Source organism: Synechococcus sp. BO 8801 (assembly GCF_002252675.1).
In the GTDB taxonomy this organism is placed as follows: Bacteria; Cyanobacteriota; Cyanobacteriia; order PCC-6307; family Cyanobiaceae; genus Cyanobium.
In genome coordinates, this window is sequence record NZ_NQKY01000019.1 from 1 (window position 1) to 15,801 (window position 15,801).

Below are 15,801 nucleotides of genomic sequence, written 5' to 3' on the forward strand. Positions count from 1 at the left end.
CTGGGGGCCTGGCCCTCTGCCAGGCGGGCCAGGCCCCCAGGAACGGCAGACGCCGCACGGGCCCGCCCCGGCGGCAACGCTCGGCGATCCGCGGCACGTCCCGGCGCACATGGCTGCCGGGCAGGAGGAACAGGGGCACCAGGGCCAGGGGGGCGGCGGCGCTGCCGCGGGGGGCCTCCGGCGGCTCGCCCGCCGTCAGGGCCTCCAGCCCCACCGGAGCGCCGCGCCCCGCCTCCAGCTCCCTGGCCAGGGCCTGCAGTTCGGCGGGGATGACGCCACCGGCACGGCCATGCACCACCAGCAGAAGGGGGCTTGCGATGATCCCGGGCATGCCCCTCACCCTAGGGATCACCGTAAGGAGGCCGCCGCGCATGTCGACGCCGAGCCCCGGGGGGGAATGGACGGCGCAGCGGCGGCAGGAGCGGGCGGAGGCCCAGGGGGCCGACCAGCGCCGCTTCCGCGAGCTGATCGCCGCCCTGGGCAGCGGCGAACGCAGCGGCCGGGCCCTGAGCCGGGCCGAGGCCGGCGAAGCCCTCGATCACCTGCTCGACGGGCGCTGCACGGACGCCCAGGCCGGCGCCTTCCTGATCGCCCATCGCCTGCGGCGGCCCGAGCCCCAGGAGCTGGCCGGCATGCTCGACAGCTACGCACGCCGCGGCCCGCGGCTGGCGGCGAGCCCCCGCCGGGTGCTGAGTTTCGGCGTGCCCTTCGATGGCCGCAGCCGTTCCGCGCCGCTGCTGCCCCTGGTGGCCCTGCTGCTGCTGGCGGCGGGGGCCGGCGTGGTGGTGCACGGCGGCGATCCGATGCCGGTGAAGTACGGCCTCACCACCGCCGAGGCCCTGGCCGCCCTCGACCTCGACCGCCGCGGCCTCCCTTGGGACGCGGTGAACCGGCGCTTCGCCGCGGAGGGGCTGGCCCTGCTGCACCAGCCGGCCCACTTCCCGGCGGCCGAGCGGCTGGTGACGCTGCGGGAGCAGGTCGGCAAGCGCCCGCCGGTCGCCACCCTGGAACTGCTCTGGAGCTGCCACCCCGGACCCCACCTGCAGGTCAGCGGCTTCGTCCACGCCCCCACCGAGCGGCTGGCCTCTGAGGCCCTCGCCGCCACGGGCCAGCACGATCTGCTGCTGATCAAGGGGATGGAGGGGGGCGTGGAGCTGCCCACCAACCGGGTGGCGATCGCCTCCCACCGGCAGGGGTCAGCGGCGGGTGACGCGGAGCGGCTGATCCTGCGGGCCCGCGACCACGGCCTGGGGGCCCCCGAGGTGCCGCTGGAGAGCGTGGCCCAGTGGCGGGGCCAGGCCCGGGAGGCCCTGACGGGCTCCGGACCCCTGCGGCCCGGACTGATCTGGAACGGTGGCTTCCTGCTCTGGCGCGCCGGGATCAGCGAGAGCCTCCAGGCGGGCCTGACCCGGGCGGAGCGGCTGCTGGAGGACGGGGCGGTGGAGGACCGGCGCCGCCAGCTGGCCGACGGGCTGGCCCTCAGAGCAGGGGATACCCCCCCAGCAGGGCGCCCACCCGATCCAGCAGGTTGTTGATCAGCCGGCGCCCCAGGCGCTCCCCCTCCTCCCCCCAGCGCTCCCGGCCGGCCCTGATCTGCTCCACCCCGTCGGGTCCGAGGGCCTGGCGCACGTAGTCGCCGTCCTCCTCGAGCCAGACCTCCAGGGCGGCGTCCGTCACCTCCGCGTGGAACTGGAGCCCGTGGGCGTGATGGCCGATGCGAAACATCTGTTCGGCGCAGAGGGGCGTTGACCCCAGCAGGGTGGCGGCGGCGGGCAGCCTGATCCGGTCCCCGTGCCAGTGGAGCGCCGGCAGGCCGGCCCCGAGCCCCGCCAGCACCGGTTCCTGACCCTCGGACCGTGTCCAGTCCACCGGCCCCCAGCCCACTTCGTAGGCCCGCACCGGCGGGTCCCCCGCCGTCAGCGGCACCACCTGCCCCCCGGCGGCGAAGGCCAGCAGCTGGGCCCCCAGGCACAGCCCCACCACCGGGCGCTCGCACGCCAGGCACTCCCGCAGCAGGGCCACCTCCGCCGCCAACCAGGGGAAGGACGGCGATCCGATGTCGCCCACCCCCATCGGTCCCCCCAGCACCAGCAGGGCCTGGTCGGCCCCGAGCCGGGGCATCGGCTCCCCCAGGTCGGGCCGGCAGACCGTCACTGCCCAGCCCCGGCGTCGGGCCTCCTCGCCGAAACGGCCCGGTCCTTCCCGCTCCAGGTGCTGGATCACCACCAGGTCAGTCATGGGTGGGCAGGACGGCGATGGGAGCCCCAGCATGGGGGCGTCCGCCGCTCCGGGCCAGGTTCCATGGGCAGCGATCCCAGCCTCCGCCAGTTCCTGACGTTGGTGATCGGGTCGATCGGGCTGGGCTACGTCCTCTATGGCCGCAAGCAGGCCCATGCGGTGGCCCTGGGCAGTGGCGTGCTGCTGGTGGTGGTTCCCTACGGCATCAGCCACCTGCCGGCCCTGGTGGTCATCGCCCTGCTGCTGATGGTGCTTCCATTTCTTCTGCACCGCTTCCTCGTCTGAGCCATGCCGACGCCGCAGGAGGTGCTGCACTTCTGGTTTCAGGAGACGCCCTCCTCCGCCTGGTTCCGACCCGGTCCCGACCGCGACCGGATCGTGCGGGAACGGTTCGGGGCCCTCACCGACCAGGCCCTGGCCGGCAACCGGGCCGCCTGGGGCGAGAGCGCCGTGGACGCCCTGGCCCTGCTGCTGGTGCTCGACCAGTTCCCCCGTCAGATCTGGCGCGACCAGGCCCGCGCCTTCGCTGGCGATGGGCAGGCCCTGGCCCTGACGCTGCGGGCCGTGGAGGCGGGCTGGGTGGAGGCGGAGCCGGCACCGGAACGGCGGCCGTTCTGGCTGATGCCCCTGATGCACAGCGAGGATCTGGCGGTGCAGGAGCTGGGTCTGCCCCTGTTCGAGCGCCACACCGACGCCCGCACCAGCGAGTTCGCCCGCCGTCACCATGCGGTGATCGCCCGCTTCGGCCGCTTCCCCCACCGCAACCAGATCCTCGGGCGGCCAAGCAGCCCTGAGGAACGGGTGTTCCTGCAGCAGCCCGGCTCCCGCTTCTGAGGCCCCCGATGCGCTCCCCCACCGACCCTGCCGCCGACGCCGACGCCGACACGACCCTGCGGGCCGCCGAAGCCACCGCCCACCGGCTGGCAGGCGAGCTGTTTCCCTGGGACCTCACCCGGGCCCTGGAGCTGGCCCTGCTCAAGACCTTCTGCGTGCCCTCCATCTCCGGGCTGCTGGCCCGCACCGGGGAATTCGAGCAACGACCCCGCAAGCGCTACGACGACACCGGGCTGATGGTGGCCGAACTGCTGCGCCATGGCCTGGACAGCCCGGCCGGGGCCGCGGTGATCGAGCGCATGAACCGCATCCACGGCCACTACGCGATCGGCAACGACGATTTCCTCTACGTGCTCTCCACCTTCGTGGCCGAGCCGATCCGCTGGCTGGCCCGCTACGGCTGGCGGCCCCTGACCCCCCTGGAACAGGAGCACCTGTTCCTGTTCTGGCGCGGGGTGGGCGAGCGGATGGGCATCGCGGCCCTGCCACCCAGCCTGGCGGACCTGCTGGCCCTGAACGAACGGGTGGAGCGGGAGGCCTTCGCCCCGGCGGCCACCAACCGGCGCATCGCCGACGCCACCCTGGCCATGCTCCTGGCCGACTGGCCCGCCGCCCTGCGCCCCGCCCTGCGGCGGGGTCTGCTGGGCCTGCTGGACCGCCAGACCTGCGCCGCCCTGGGCTGGAGCACCGCGCCCGACTGGCTGCAGGCGCTGGTACTGCAGGCCCTGCGGGCCCGCAGCCGGGCCGCCGCCCTGGTGGCCGGAGGCCGCGCACGCCTGGGCAGGCCAGCCCCCGCCCGCTTCTATTCCCAGCAGCCCACCCCCAGCTACGGCGCCACGTTCCGGCTCGAGCAGCTGGGGCCGCCGCCGCTGCTGGCGAATCTGGCGCTGCCCGCCCCACCGGCCCTGGCTAAGCAGGAGGGACAGCCTCCCTCCCGCCAGCCCATGGCCGCCCCCTTCCAGTCCCCCCACTTCGCCCTCGTGCGCACGGAGGATGGCTGGATCCTCGAGGCCCGCGTCACCAAGGATCTGGAGGGCGACTGGCTGCTGAGCCGCCACGAGCTGGAGGAGCTGCACGGACTGCTGGAACGGGTGATCGCCTCCTGACTCCCGCCACTCCCCCCGATCCGGTGGTCCCGGACCAGCCCGCGACCGCCCAGACCCCGGGCCGCCTGCTCAACGTGCTCGGGGTGACCTTCGGCATCGCCGGCGCCGTGGGCGGCACCATCGGCGCCGGCATCCTGCGCACCCCTGGCCTGGTGGCGGCCCAGCTGGGCAGCGGCCCCTGGGTGGTGGCGGCCTGGCTGGCCGGCGGCCTCTACGCCCTGCTCGGCGCCATCGCCGTGGCGGAGCTGGGGGCCAGCCTGCCCCTGGCCGGCGGCTGGTACGTCTACGCCCGGCGCTGCTTCGGCGATGCCGCCGGCTTCACCGTGGGCTGGATGGACTGGATCGGCCACTGCACCGGCATCGCCTGGGTGGCGGTCACCATCGGCGACTACGCGCTGTTCCTGGTGCCAGGCCTGGAGCTGCCCGGGAAGCTGGTGGGGCTGGGGGTGGTGGCCCTGTTCACCCTCATCCAGCTGCTGGGGGTGGAGGCCGGCAGCGGCAGCCAGAAGCTGCTGAGCCTGGCCAAGGCGACCGCCTTCCTGGCGGTGGTGGCGGCCTGCTTCCTGCTGGGAGGCCCCGACAGCCGCGCCGCCGCCAGCGCGGCGATCCCCACCGCCGCCACGGCCCTGGCCACCCCGGCGGGCTGGACGGGGATGGCGGTGGCGTTGGTGTTCTCCCTGCAGGCGATCGTCACCACCTACGACGGCTGGCACAGCCCCATTTATTTCTCCGAGGAGTTCAGCGAACCCCAGGAGGACCTGCCCCGCTCCCTGATCGGCGGCGTGCTGGCCGTGATCGCCATTTACACCCTGTTCAACCTGGCCCTGCTGCGGGTGCTGCCCCTGAAGGTGATCGCCGTCTCCAGCCTGCCGGTGGCGGACGCGGCCGCCCTGCTGTTCGGCGCCTTCGGCGGCCAGGCGATCACCGTGCTGGCGCTGCTGTCCCTGGCGGGCCTGATCAACGCCTCGATCATGGGCGCGCCGCGCATCCTCTACGGCCTCAGCCGGGACAGGCTGTTCAGCCCCCTGGTCGACCGGGTGAACAGGGGCGGCACCCCCACCGTGGCCCTGGTGCTCACCAGTCTGGCCTCGGCCCTGCTGGTGCTCTGCGGCGACTTCACGATCCTGCTCGGGCTGGCCGCGTTCCTCTACGTGAGCCTCTACCTGGTGGGGATCGTCTGCCTGTTCGTGCTGCGCCACCGGGAGCCGGAGCGGCCACGGCCGTTCAAGGCCTGGGGCCACCCGTGGAGCACCGCCATCGTGTTGGTGGGATCGATCGCCTTTCTGGTGGGCGCCCTGCTCAACGACACCGCCAACAGCGGCTGGGCCCTGCTGCTGATCGGCGTCAGCGTGCCGGTGTTCCAGGCCACCCGGGCCCTGACGCCGGCCGAAGCCCCATGACCTCGCGGTGGCCGCCGGCCTGGTGGGACGGCGCCCTGGCGGGGGAGATCCTGCAGCGCAGCGGCGAGCACCTGCTGCTGGTGGGCACCGCCATCGGCCTGGCCCTGGCCATCAGCCTGCCGCTGGGCCTGTGGATCAGCCGCCGGCCCCGCTGGGCCGGGCCCGTCCTGGCGGTGGCCAGCACCGTCCAGACGGTGCCGAGCCTGGCGATCTTCGGCCTGCTGCTCACCGTGCCGCTGCTGGGGGGGATCGGCACCACCCCGGCGATCGTGGCCCTCACCCTTTACGCCCTGCTGCCCCTGCTGCGGGGCCTGGTCACCGGCCTGGCCCAGGTGCCTCCGGGGCTGAAGCAGGCCGGCCATGCCCTCGGCCTCAGCGAGCGTCAGGTGCTGCTGCACGTGGAGCTGCCCCTGGCCCTGCCCACCCTGATGGCCGGCCTGCGGGTGGCCACGGTGATCGACGTGGGGGTGGCCACGATCGCCGCCGCCATCGGCGCCGGCGGCCTGGGGGTGTTCATCTTCCGGGGCATCGCCACGGTGAACAACGGCCTGATCCTGGCCGGGGCCCTGCCGGCCGCCGCCATCGCCCTGCTCGCCGACGGCGGCCTGGGGTGGCTGGAACGGCGGCTGGCCCAGCCCCGCGCCAAGGGCCCCAGCGGCGGGCGGCGACGGCTGCTGCGGCTCGCCTGGGGCCTGGCGGGACTGGCCCTGGGGGCCGTGCTGGCGCTGAAGCTGCTGCCGGCCGCCGGCGCCGGCACGGTGCGGATCGGCAGCAAGAGCTTCACCGAGCAGCTGATCCTGGGGGAACTGCTGGCCCAGCAGATCGAGGCCGCCACCCCGTTGAACGTGAAGCGGGACTTCGGCCTGGGGGGCACCGGCCTGATCCACGCCGCCGTGCGCAGCGGCCGCATCGACGGCTATGTGGAGTACACCGGCACCGCCTGGACCACGCTTCTTAGCCAGCCCCCTCCGCCGCCGGACACGCCCGATCCGGCGCGGGAGGTGTTCGAGGAGACGCGCCGGCTCTATGGCGAGCGCTTCGGGCTCACCGTGTTCCCCTCCCTGGGCTTCGAGAACAGCTTCGCGATCCTGGTGCGCCGATCCGAGGCCCGGCAGCTGGGGATCGCCACGATCAGCGAGGCGGCCCCCCACACCCCCGGCTGGCGGGCGGGCTTCGGCTACGAGTTCCTCAACCGCCCCGACGGCTTCGCCGGCCTGGCCCAGCGTTACGGGCTGCGCTTCGCCCAGCCGCCCGAGGCCATGGATCTGGGCCTCACCTACCGCGCCCTGGCCGAGGGGCGCGTCGACCTGATCGCCGGCGACACCACCAACGGCCTGATCCCCGCCCTCGACCTGCAGCAGCTGCGGGACGACCGCCACTACTTCCCCCCCTACGACGCGGTGCCCGTGTTCAACGCGGCGACGCTGCGACGGCGCCCGGAGCTGGTGCCGGTGATCGAGGCGCTGGCCGGCCGGATCCCCGCCGCCACCATGCAGCGCCTCAATGCCCAGGTCGACCTCGACGGCCTGGACGTGGCCGAGGTGGTGCGCCGCTGGCGCCTTCAGGAGGCCGGCGCGGCCGGAGCCGAGGGCGACTCCTGACCGTTGCCGGCGGCGGGCCCGGGGCGCCGGAACACCAGCACCGGCAACTCGGTGTGGGTCAGCACCCGCTGGGTCTCGCTGCCCAGCAGCAGCCCTGCGAGGCCGCGGCGGCCATGGGAGGCCATGAAGATCAGGTCGCAGCCGTGGCGGGTGGCGGCGTCGATGATCGCCTCGTAGACGACCGGATGCTCACCGATGGCGGTGTCGCAGGGGACCCCGGCCTCCTCGGCCAGGGCCCTGGCCCGCCCCAGCAGCTCGTCGGCATAGGACCGCTCCGCCTGGGTGAACTGCTCCACCACGGCCGGATCGAGCAGCACCGGATCGCCATAGAGGGAGCCCTGGGGCGGCATCGCCAGGTTGGCGAGCACGTGCAGGAAGGTGATGGTGGCCCCCGATTCCTGGGCAAAGCTCACCGCCCGGCGGATCGTGCCGTCGGAAAGATCGGAGCCGTCGGTGGGCACCAGCAGGTGACGGAACATCGGCCTCGCCTCACGCGCGCTGGGGTGCGCTCATGATCGCCCGGCCGCCAGGCGCCGCTCCACGCGCCGCGCCAGCTCCGGGTCCAGGCGGCGGCGATCCAGGGCGGCCAGGTCCTCCCCTCCCCCCGGCAGGCGTGCCAGCAGATCCACGGCCGTGGCGGCCAGGGCGGGGTCCAGATCCCCCACAAGGGCGCCGAGCGCCTGCCGCAGGGGGAGCGGCGGCCAGACCCCGAGCCCCACGGCCAGGCCCTCCAGGGCGGCCCGGCGCCGTTGCAGCGGCAAGGGGGCCAGAGCCTGGTCCCGCAGCAGGGGGAAATCGTCCGGGTGGCGCTGATGGCCCAGCAGGGGCAGCAGGAGCACGGCCCGTGCCGCCGCTGCCGAGCCGTCGGCGGGGGAGGCGGCGGACGGTGCCAGGGCCTGCCGCAGCAGGGTGCGGCAGCGGGGATCGCGGTGGCGGCCGATCACGGCCAGCAGGGCGGGGTCGGCGGCGGGCCATCGAGCCGCTCGGCCAGGGCGGCGAGCAGGTCAGGGGCGGGCCGCAGCGATCCCGCCTCCACCGCCTGCAGCCAGGGCTCCAGGTCGAGGTCCCGGGCCCGCCGCAGGCCCTGCAGCCAGGGCCAGCGCTCGGGTCTGCCGCCGGCCGGCAGCGCCCGGGGCTCCCAGGAGGCGCGGGCGGCCGTCACGGGGCGCTCACGGCGCGGTCCGCCGCCGGGCACCGAAGCGTTCCACCAGCAACCCTTCGAGCACATCCGGGAGCTCGGAGAGGGGCACCGCCTTCTCGTGCAGCTCGGCCAGCTGCGGGTCCTGATCCAGGCGGCCCCCCAGGAAGATCTTCGCCGCCTCCACCATCTGGCCGTCCTGGCGGGCCTTGGCCCCCATCAGGCCGATCTGACCCATGTAGGGCTGGCCGCAGGCGTTGGGGCAGCCGGTCCAGTGGCTGCGCACGGCCTCGGGCAGCTCCAGCCGCCGCTCCAGTTCGTCGATCACCGCCTGGGCGGTGCGCTTGGTGGGGATCAGGGCAAAGCTGCAGTAGCGGCTGCCCGTGCAGCTCACCGCTTCGGCCTGCAGGGCGCCGGGCTCCAGGCGGAACCGTTCCAGCAGCGGTTCTGCCTCCAGCGCCGCGAGTTGGTCGGTGGGCACATTGACGATCAGCACGTTCTGGGCCTCGGTGAGGCGCAGCTCACCGCTGCCGTAGGTGCGGGCCAGGCGGGCCAGCTCCAGCATGGAGGCGGCGTCGAGGCGCCCCATCGGCACATGCAGGCCTGCCCAGTGGAGGCCCGCCTGCTTCTGGGCCTGGAGTCCCAGCCCGTCGCGGGGGGGCCGCACCACCAGATGGCGGCCGTCGTGGGGCAGCGGAGCCGTCGCCGCCGATCCGGCCAGCTGCCGATAGGCCGCCACCACGGCATCGCGGTAGGCCTCCAGCCCCAGCCCATCGACCAGATACATCAGCCGGCTTTTGTTGCGCTGGGTCCGGTTGCCGTGGGCGTCGTAGTGCCGCAGCAGGGCCAGGGTGAAGTCGGGCAGCTGGTCGGGCCGCAGCCACAGGCCGAGGGGAACCGCCAGTTCGTTGCGCTGGGCCGAGAAGAAGCCGCCCACCATCACCGTGAAGCCGAGCGGCCCGGCCGGCTCCTGGGGATGGGGTGCCGGCAGGAAAGCGAGGTCGTTGTGGAGCAGGAAGCTGTCGGGGGCGCCGCCGACGGCCACGTTGAACTTGCGCGGCAGGTTGCGGGGGCCGCCATCGGCCAGCAGCCGGGCCTGGATCGCGTCCACCAGCGGCCGGGTGTCGATCAGTTCCTCGGGATCGAGGCCGGCCAGGGGGTTGCCGGTGATGTTGCGGGGGTTGTCGTGGCCCGACTGGCGGCTGGTGAGGCCCACCCGCTCCATCGCCGCCAGCAGGGGCGCCATGTCCTCCAGCAACAGACCCCGCAGCTGCAGGTTCTGGCGGGTGGTGATGTCGGCGCTGCCGTGCTCGCCGCAGCGGTCGACGGCGTCGGCCAGCAGCTCCAGCTGTTCAGCACGGATGACGCCGTTGGGCAGCCGCAGCCGCACCATGAAGCGACCGGGGGTGACGGGACGGAAGAAGATCCCCAGCCACTTGAGGCGGATCGTCAGGGTGGCCTCGTCGAGGGACTCCCAGCCCGCCGCGGCCAGCTCCGCCAGCTGCGGGGCCAGGTCGAGGCCGCAGAGCTCCGCCTTGGCCCGTTCCACCTTGCTGAGGGCCTCCGGGGGCGGGGTGGACGTGTCGGTGGCGACGCTGGTATCGGTGCTGGTATCGGTGCTGTTCATGCGAAAACGGCGGTCCGCATGGCCAGCCATGCGGCGGATTCCTGCCAGGCAGGTGGGCGGAAGCTGAGCCCCGGGCTGCCTCGGGGTTGCTTCGGGTGAGGGCGTCTCGAGCCGGTCCGGCGAGACGGGATTCCGGGACGCCGATGAGAGCTGCGTCGTCCGGAAGGATCGTTGTGTCGGGGAGCGCCGGGGAAAGCTGCGCGAACCCACCGATCAGGAGGCTTTAGTTTCCGGCATGGAACCGTCCACCCATGTCGTCACTGTTACCAGAACCGGCTGGTCCGGAACCTGAGGCCTCCCTGCCGGGGATGGCGCCGCCGCGGAACGGTGCCGTGGATCGGCGTCTGGTGCGCCTCCAGGCGCTCGGCCCCGAGCGGGCCCGGTTCCGCGAGCTGATCGGCAAGGTGGGCAGCGGCGAGCACACCAGCACCGGTCTGGATCGCCAGGAGGCGGCCGAGGCCATGGACCTGATGCTCCAGGGGCTGGTCGACGGCGCCCAGATGGGGGCCTTCCTGATCGCCCACCGGATCCGCCGCCCCCACCCCACCGAACTCGCCGGCATGCTCGACAGCTACCGGCGCTGCGGGCCGGTGCTGGAAACCCCCGGCCGGCGGCCGCTCTGCTTCGGGGTGCCCTACGACGGCCGCAGCCGCACCGCCCCCCTGCTGCCCCTGGTGGCCCTGGTGCTGGCCAGCGACGCGGTGCCGGTGGTGCTGCACGGCGGCGATCCGATGCCGGTGAAGTTCGGCGTCACCCTGGCGGAACTGTTCGAGGCGATCGGCATCCCTTCCACCGGCCTGTCGCTCGCAGCGGTGCAGCGGCGCCTTGATCGCCACGGCCTGGCCCTCACCCACCAGCCCGACCATTTCGTCTGGGCGGAGCGGCTGGTGCCGGTGCGGGACGCCATCGGCAAACGGCCGCCGGTGGCGAGCCTGGAACTGCTCTGGACGCCGCACCGGGGGGAGCACCTGCTGGTCAGCGGCTTCGTCCATCCCCCCACCGAGACCCGCGCCTGGCAGGCCCTGCAGGACTGCGGCGAGACCGACCTGCTGACGGTGAAGGGGCTGGAGGGCTCCACCGACCTGCCCACCTCCCGCGCCGGCATCACCGCCCGGGTGCGCCACGGAACCACCGAGCGGATCCTGCTCCACCCCCGCGACCACGGCATCACCAGCGCGGAGGTGCCGTGGCAGGGCCTGGAAGCCTGGCGGACCGAGGCCCTGGCGGCCCTCTGCGGCGAAGGGGCCCTGGTGCCGGCGCTGCGCTGGAACGTGGCGGCCTACCTCTGGTTCGCCGGCCGCTTCGAACGGCTCGAGGACGCCCTCGCCCAGGCGACGGCCCTGCTCGTGGCCCGCAGCGGCGAGCGGCTGCGCCGCCAGCTGGCCGCGCCGGAAGGCTGAGCCGACCGCTCGAAAATCCGAATCGGTAACCGTCGCGACCCTGGCAAGGGCTGTCGCCGTGGTCTCTTGATGCGTGTCTGGTCAGCATGCGCGCCAGCCAACCCAATCTTCGCCAGCACGGTGCGCTTCGTTGTGGAGCCCGTCCTGAGAACCCATGCACCTGCTGGTGCGTCCCTCCGGTCCCCCCTGGCTCCCCCTCCGGCTCCATGTCGAATCTTTCCCGTCGCAAGTTTCTGATCACCGCCGCCGGCACCACGGCCGGTGCCATCTGGCTGAGTGCCTGTGGCGGCACCAAGGAAGCGGCCGCCCCCACCCCGGCCCCGGCCGGAGGTGGCGCCGATGCGCCTGAAGTTCCCGGGGTGACTCTCGGCTTCATCGCCCTCACCGATGCCGCCCCGCTGATCATCGCCAAGGAGAAGGGCTTCTTCGCCAAGCACGGCATGCCCGATGTGAAGGTGATGAAGCAGACCTCCTGGGCCGTCACCCGCGACAACCTGGAACTGGGCGGCGGCGGCGGCGGCATTGATGGCGCCCACATCCTCACGCCGATGCCCCTGCTGCTGGCGGCGGGCAAGATCACCAAGAGCCAGCAGCCGCTGCCGATGGCCACCCTGGCCCGGCTGAATACACAGGGCCAGGGAATCTCGGTCTCGAAGGATTTCCTGGCCAACAAGCTCACCATCGACAACAAGGCCGGCCTCGCCGACGCCGTGGCGTCCACGGCCAAGACCGGCAGGAAGTTCAAGGCGGCCGTCACCTTCCCCGGCGGCACCCACGACCTCTGGATGCGCTACTGGCTTTCGGCGAACGGCATCGACCCCAACAAGGACGCCGACCTGGTGGTGGTCCCCCCGCCCCAGATGGTGGCGAACATGCAGACCGGCACCATGGACACCTTCTGCGTCGGCGAGCCCTGGAACCAGCGCCTGGTCAACAAGAAGCTCGGCTACACCGCCGCCGTCACCGGTGAACTCTGGAAGTTCCACCCCGAGAAATCCTTCTCGATGCGTGCCGACTGGGTAGAGAAGAACCCCAAGGCCACCCAGGCCCTGCTGAAGGCGGTCCTGGAAGCCCAGATGTGGTGCGAAGACCCCGCCAACCTCGACGAGCTCTGCGAGATCACCTCGAAGGACAAGTACTTCAAGGCCTCGGTGGCCGACATCAAGCCACGGCTGGCCGGCAACTTCGACTACGGCGACGGCCGCGTCGTGACCGACAGCCCGTATCGCATGCGCTTCTGGAGCGAGAACGCCTCCTTCCCGTTCAAGAGCCACGACCAGTGGTTCGTCGTTGAAGACATGCGCTGGGGCTATCTCCCCGCCAGCACTGACATCGACGCCCTTGTGAACCAGGTGAACCGGGCCGATCTCTGGAAGGAGGCGGCCAAGGCGATCGGGCAGGAGAAGGCGATTCCCGCCAGTGATTCCCGCGGCAAGGAAACCTTCTTCGACGGTGTCGTCTTCGATCCGGAGAATCCGAAGGCCTACCTGGACGCCCTCAAGATCAAGGCCATGTCCTGACACGGAAGACGCCCCTTCCCTTGTTCCTCCAGCCCGTTCCCACCCTTCCCCCATGGCCCTCAGCGCAGCAGCACCCCACAACCGGTCCAGAAGGATCACGCCGATCTGGGTCTCCTGGGTGTCCCCCTATGTGATCTGCATCGGCGCCTTTCTGGTGGTGTGGCAGCTGGTGTCCCTGATCCTGGGGGTTGCCCGCCTGCCAGGGCCCATCAATGTCGTCGCCGACACCTGGGACCCTTACATCATCCATCCCTTCTTCGATGATGGCGGCACCAGCAAGGGCCTGGCCTGGCAGATCCTGATCTCGCTGCAGCGGGTGGCCATGGGCTATGGGCTGGCCGCCGTGGTGGGGATCACCATCGGCGGCCTGCTGGGGATGAGCCGCTTCCTCGGCAAGGGCTTTGATCCCGTGATCCAGGTGCTGCGCACCGTGCCGCCCCTGGCTTGGTTCCCGATCGCCCTCATGGTGTTTCAGGACTCCGCCGTCTCGGCCGTGTTCGTCATCTTCATCACGGCGATCTGGCCCATCATCATCAACACGGCCGTGGGCATTCGTCAGATTCCCGAGGACTACATCAACGTGGCCCGGGTGCTGAAGCTGCGAAAAAGCGCCTACATCAAAGACATCGTCATCCCGGCGACGGTGCCCTTCGTGTTCGCGGGACTGCGGATCGCCGTGGGACTGGCCTGGCTGGCGATCGTGGCCGCCGAGATGCTCAAGGCCGATGGCGGCATTGGCTATTTCATCTGGGATGCCTACAACTCTGGGGGCGATGGCAGCTCCAGCGAGATTGTGCTGGCCATCATCTATGTGGGCATCGTCGGTCTGCTGCTCGATCGCCTGGTGGCCTTCGTCGGCCGCAAGCTCAGCAAGGGAGCCGCCTGACCATGGCCGCCCTGTTCACCGTCGACCACGTCACCCAGGCCTTCCCCCTGCCCGGCGGGGGTGAATACGTGGCCCTGAGGGACATCTTTCTCGATATCGCCGAAGGCGAATTCATCTCCCTCGTCGGCCACTCCGGCTGCGGCAAGTCCACCCTGCTGAACCTCCTGGCCGGCCTCACCAGCGCCACCCAGGGCGGCATCCTGATGAACGGCCGGCAGGTCACCGATCCAGGCCCGGATCGGATGGTGGTATTCCAGAACTACTCGCTGCTCCCCTGGCTCACGGTGCGCCAGAACATCGCCCTGGGCGTCGACAACGTGATCGCCGCCAGCGACCGCCGGGAGCGGGAGGCGATCATCGAGCACCACATCCAGCTGGTGGGCCTGAAGGCCGCCGCCGACAAGTACCCCCGGGAGATCTCCGGCGGCATGAAGCAGCGGGTCGCCATCGCCCGCGCCCTGGCCCTGCGGCCGAAGCTGCTGCTCCTCGATGAGCCCTTCGGCGCCCTCGACGCCCTCACCCGGGGCAACCTGCAGGAGCAGCTGATGCGGATCTGCCAGGAGGCGAAGGTCACCGCCCTGATGGTCACCCACGACGTCGACGAAGCCCTGCTGCTCTCCGACCGGGTGGTGCTGATGACCAACGGCCCCGAGGCCCACATCGACCAGGTTCTCGAGGTGCCCCTGCCCCGGCCCCGCACCCAGCTGGGCACGGTGGAGCACCCCCGCTACTACGGGCTGCGCGCCGAGATCGTCAACTTTCTGACGGACCAGCGCCGGGCCCGGCAGCAGCGGCTCAAGCCCGCCGAGCCGGTCGCCGCCGACGGCCTCGAGAAGGTGAACCTGGAGCTGGGCTTCATTCCCCTGACCGACTGCCTGCCGCTGGTGGTGGCCCAGGAGAAGGGCTTCTTCGCCAGACACGGCCTCACCCAGGTGCGGCTGCGGCGCGAGAGCAACTGGAAAACCCTCGAGACCCACGTGCGCCAGGGCGTGCTCGACGGGGCGCTGATGGTGGCGGGGATGCCGATCGCCATGACCCTCGGCTGCGGCGGCCAGCCGCCCCTGGCGATGGTGAGTGCCCTCACCCTCAGCTGCAACGGCAATGCCATCACCCTGCACCGCCGCTTCCACGAGGCCGGGGTGAACACCCTGGCCGACTTCAAGGACTGGATCGCCGCCCACCCGGAGTCCAGGCCGGTGCTTGCCGTGGTGCATCCGGCCTCGATGCACAACCTGATGCTGCGGGCCTGGCTGGCCTCGGCGGGGATCCACCCCGAGCGCGACGTGGAACTGCTGGTGATCCCGCCGCCCCAGATGGTGGCGGCCCTCAAGGCGGGCACCATCGACGGCTACTGCGTCGGCGAACCCTGGAACTCCCGCGCCGTCCTGGAGGGTCTCGGCACGGTGATCGCCACCGATGTGGAGCTCTGGAACGGCCACGGCGAGAAGGTGCTGGGGGTGAAGGAGGCCTGGGCGACCGCCTACCCCCGCACCCACCGGGCCCTGGTGCAGGCGCTGCTGGAGGCCTGCCGCTACTGCGAAGACCCTGCCCACCGCGAGGAGCTGGCCGAGCTGCTCTCCCAGGGTCCGTACGTGGGCACCGATGTGGCGACGATCCGGCCGGGTCTCGTCGATGCCTACGACCGCGGCACCGGCCCCCCCACCGCCATGCCCTCCTTCAACCGCTTCTTCGGCCCCGAGGTCAACGAGCCCAACCCGGCGGAGGCGGTCTGGATCCTGAGCCAGCTGGGCCGCTGGGGCCTGACCAGCTTCCCCAGCAACTGGCAGGAGGTGGCCGAGCGCGTGCAGGATCGGGCCCTGTTCCGGAGCGCGGCCGCCGCCCTGGGGCTGCCGGCCGCGGAGCGCCCCCCGTCAGCGGTGGCGGCGGCGTTCGAAAGCGATCGCCTCGACCCGCTCGATCCCCTCAGCTACCTCGACCGCCTGCCCATCAAGGGCCAGGTGACCGTGGCCCCGGCACCCCTGCCACCGCCGCCCGCCCGGAGTGCGGACGCCCCGGTGCCCGCCCCGGCCGGCCGCTGACCCCACGCCCTC

General features: G+C 72.3%; 16 protein-coding genes. 10 read left to right on the plus strand and 6 right to left on the minus strand.

Annotated elements, in window-relative coordinates; all coding sequences use genetic code 11:
* Nucleotides 1-331, minus strand: a 331-nt coding sequence (locus CJZ86_RS12730) for a CbiX/SirB N-terminal domain-containing protein (RefSeq protein WP_286145731.1), incomplete at its 3' end; no start/stop codon positions are given.
* Nucleotides 332-371: 40 nt separating this feature from the next.
* Between CJZ86_RS12730 and CJZ86_RS12735 the strand changes: the two genes are divergently transcribed.
* On the plus strand, nucleotides 372-1,535 hold the full coding sequence (locus tag CJZ86_RS12735; RefSeq protein ID WP_233134009.1) for an anthranilate phosphoribosyltransferase: 1,164 nt from the start codon (nucleotides 372-374) through the stop codon (nucleotides 1,533-1,535).
* Here the strand turns inward: CJZ86_RS12735 and CJZ86_RS12740 are convergent.
* Entirely contained in the window at nucleotides 1,480-2,238 is a 759-nt protein-coding gene (locus CJZ86_RS12740; protein WP_094586365.1) for a type 1 glutamine amidotransferase, read from the minus strand. The genes CJZ86_RS12735 and CJZ86_RS12740 overlap by 56 nt on opposite strands.
* A 63-nt stretch (nucleotides 2,239-2,301) precedes the next feature.
* Between CJZ86_RS12740 and CJZ86_RS12745 the strand changes: the two genes are divergently transcribed.
* Genes CJZ86_RS12745 through CJZ86_RS12765 form a run of 5 tightly spaced genes read left to right on the plus strand, consistent with a single transcriptional unit; the run spans nucleotide 2,302 to nucleotide 7,179 of the window.
* Nucleotides 2,302-2,523, plus strand: coding sequence for a hypothetical protein (locus tag CJZ86_RS12745; RefSeq protein WP_094586367.1), 222 nt, complete (start codon nucleotides 2,302-2,304; stop codon nucleotides 2,521-2,523).
* A gap of 3 nt (nucleotides 2,524-2,526) precedes the next feature.
* Nucleotides 2,527-3,072, plus strand: a complete 546-nt coding sequence (locus CJZ86_RS12750; protein ID WP_094586369.1) for a DUF924 family protein — start codon at nucleotides 2,527-2,529, stop codon at nucleotides 3,070-3,072.
* 8 nt (nucleotides 3,073-3,080) lie between these two features.
* Nucleotides 3,081-4,178, plus strand: coding sequence for an oxygenase MpaB family protein (locus tag CJZ86_RS12755; protein ID WP_233134010.1), 1,098 nt, complete (start codon nucleotides 3,081-3,083; stop codon nucleotides 4,176-4,178).
* Nucleotides 4,179-4,201: 23 nt separating this feature from the next.
* Nucleotides 4,202-5,578 carry an APC family permease gene (locus CJZ86_RS12760; protein ID WP_094586371.1) on the plus strand — a complete coding sequence of 459 codons (1,377 nt, stop codon included), beginning with the start codon at nucleotides 4,202-4,204 and terminating at the stop codon, nucleotides 5,576-5,578.
* Nucleotides 5,575-7,179: a glycine betaine ABC transporter substrate-binding protein gene (locus tag CJZ86_RS12765; RefSeq protein WP_094586373.1), complete on the plus strand. Its 1,605-nt coding sequence runs from the start codon at nucleotides 5,575-5,577 to the stop codon at nucleotides 7,177-7,179. The genes CJZ86_RS12760 and CJZ86_RS12765 overlap by 4 nt, the downstream gene beginning before the upstream one ends.
* On the opposite strand, the gene CJZ86_RS12770 is transcribed toward CJZ86_RS12765, so the two are convergent.
* From CJZ86_RS12770 to CJZ86_RS12785, 4 genes are read right to left on the minus strand one after another with little or no spacing between them, the layout of a single operon-like run.
* Nucleotides 7,140-7,658, minus strand: a complete 519-nt coding sequence (locus CJZ86_RS12770; protein WP_094586375.1) for a universal stress protein — start codon at nucleotides 7,656-7,658, stop codon at nucleotides 7,140-7,142. The genes CJZ86_RS12765 and CJZ86_RS12770 overlap by 40 nt on opposite strands.
* A gap of 30 nt (nucleotides 7,659-7,688) precedes the next feature.
* The gene (locus CJZ86_RS12775) at nucleotides 7,689-8,123 is read right to left on the minus strand and encodes a hypothetical protein (protein WP_094586377.1); all 435 of its coding nucleotides are present in this window, start codon (nucleotides 8,121-8,123) and stop codon (nucleotides 7,689-7,691) included.
* The gene (locus CJZ86_RS12780; RefSeq protein WP_143594155.1) at nucleotides 8,120-8,341 is read right to left on the minus strand and encodes a hypothetical protein; all 222 of its coding nucleotides are present in this window, start codon (nucleotides 8,339-8,341) and stop codon (nucleotides 8,120-8,122) included. The genes CJZ86_RS12775 and CJZ86_RS12780 overlap by 4 nt, the downstream gene beginning before the upstream one ends.
* A gap of 7 nt (nucleotides 8,342-8,348) precedes the next feature.
* Nucleotides 8,349-9,944, minus strand: a complete 1,596-nt coding sequence (locus CJZ86_RS12785) for a ferredoxin--nitrite reductase (protein WP_233134011.1) — start codon at nucleotides 9,942-9,944, stop codon at nucleotides 8,349-8,351.
* 308 nt (nucleotides 9,945-10,252) lie between these two features.
* Here CJZ86_RS12785 and CJZ86_RS12790 point away from each other — a divergent pair, with 308 nt between their 5' ends.
* The 4 genes from CJZ86_RS12790 (at nucleotide 10,253) to CJZ86_RS12805 (ending at nucleotide 15,789) form a co-directional block, all read left to right on the plus strand.
* Complete coding sequence (locus tag CJZ86_RS12790; protein ID WP_094586383.1) at nucleotides 10,253-11,344, plus strand: anthranilate phosphoribosyltransferase; 1,092 nt, start codon at nucleotides 10,253-10,255, stop codon at nucleotides 11,342-11,344.
* 206 nt (nucleotides 11,345-11,550) lie between these two features.
* On the plus strand, nucleotides 11,551-12,864 hold the full coding sequence (locus CJZ86_RS12795; protein ID WP_094586385.1) for a CmpA/NrtA family ABC transporter substrate-binding protein: 1,314 nt from the start codon (nucleotides 11,551-11,553) through the stop codon (nucleotides 12,862-12,864).
* A 52-nt stretch (nucleotides 12,865-12,916) separates the two neighbouring features.
* On the plus strand, nucleotides 12,917-13,750 hold the full coding sequence (gene ntrB / locus CJZ86_RS12800) for a nitrate ABC transporter permease (RefSeq protein WP_094586387.1): 834 nt from the start codon (nucleotides 12,917-12,919) through the stop codon (nucleotides 13,748-13,750).
* A 2-nt stretch (nucleotides 13,751-13,752) separates the two neighbouring features.
* Nucleotides 13,753-15,789 carry an ABC transporter ATP-binding/substrate-binding protein gene (locus CJZ86_RS12805; protein ID WP_094586389.1) on the plus strand — a complete coding sequence of 679 codons (2,037 nt, stop codon included), beginning with the start codon at nucleotides 13,753-13,755 and terminating at the stop codon, nucleotides 15,787-15,789.
* Nucleotides 15,790-15,801 lie beyond the last annotated feature (12 nt).

What these genes read in the sequence shown, in the direction of transcription:
- CJZ86_RS12735 (WP_233134009.1), top strand. Translation starts at nt 372, where the DNA reads ATGTCGACGCCGAGCCCCGGGGGGGAATGGACGGCGCAGCGGCGGCAG.
- CJZ86_RS12740 (WP_094586365.1), bottom strand. Translation starts at nt 2,238, where the DNA reads ATGACTGACCTGGTGGTGATCCAGCACCTGGAGCGGGAAGGACCGGGC.
- CJZ86_RS12745 (WP_094586367.1), top strand. Translation starts at nt 2,302, where the DNA reads ATGGGCAGCGATCCCAGCCTCCGCCAGTTCCTGACGTTGGTGATCGGG.
- CJZ86_RS12750 (WP_094586369.1), top strand. Translation starts at nt 2,527, where the DNA reads ATGCCGACGCCGCAGGAGGTGCTGCACTTCTGGTTTCAGGAGACGCCC.
- CJZ86_RS12755 (WP_233134010.1), top strand. Translation starts at nt 3,081, where the DNA reads ATGCGCTCCCCCACCGACCCTGCCGCCGACGCCGACGCCGACACGACC.
- CJZ86_RS12765 (WP_094586373.1), top strand. Translation starts at nt 5,575, where the DNA reads ATGACCTCGCGGTGGCCGCCGGCCTGGTGGGACGGCGCCCTGGCGGGG.
- CJZ86_RS12770 (WP_094586375.1), bottom strand. Translation starts at nt 7,658, where the DNA reads ATGTTCCGTCACCTGCTGGTGCCCACCGACGGCTCCGATCTTTCCGAC.
- CJZ86_RS12785 (WP_233134011.1), bottom strand. Translation starts at nt 9,944, where the DNA reads ATGAACAGCACCGATACCAGCACCGATACCAGCGTCGCCACCGACACG.
- CJZ86_RS12790 (WP_094586383.1), top strand. Translation starts at nt 10,253, where the DNA reads ATGGCGCCGCCGCGGAACGGTGCCGTGGATCGGCGTCTGGTGCGCCTC.
- CJZ86_RS12795 (WP_094586385.1), top strand. Translation starts at nt 11,551, where the DNA reads ATGTCGAATCTTTCCCGTCGCAAGTTTCTGATCACCGCCGCCGGCACC.
- ntrB (WP_094586387.1), top strand. Translation starts at nt 12,917, where the DNA reads ATGGCCCTCAGCGCAGCAGCACCCCACAACCGGTCCAGAAGGATCACG.
- CJZ86_RS12805 (WP_094586389.1), top strand. Translation starts at nt 13,753, where the DNA reads ATGGCCGCCCTGTTCACCGTCGACCACGTCACCCAGGCCTTCCCCCTG.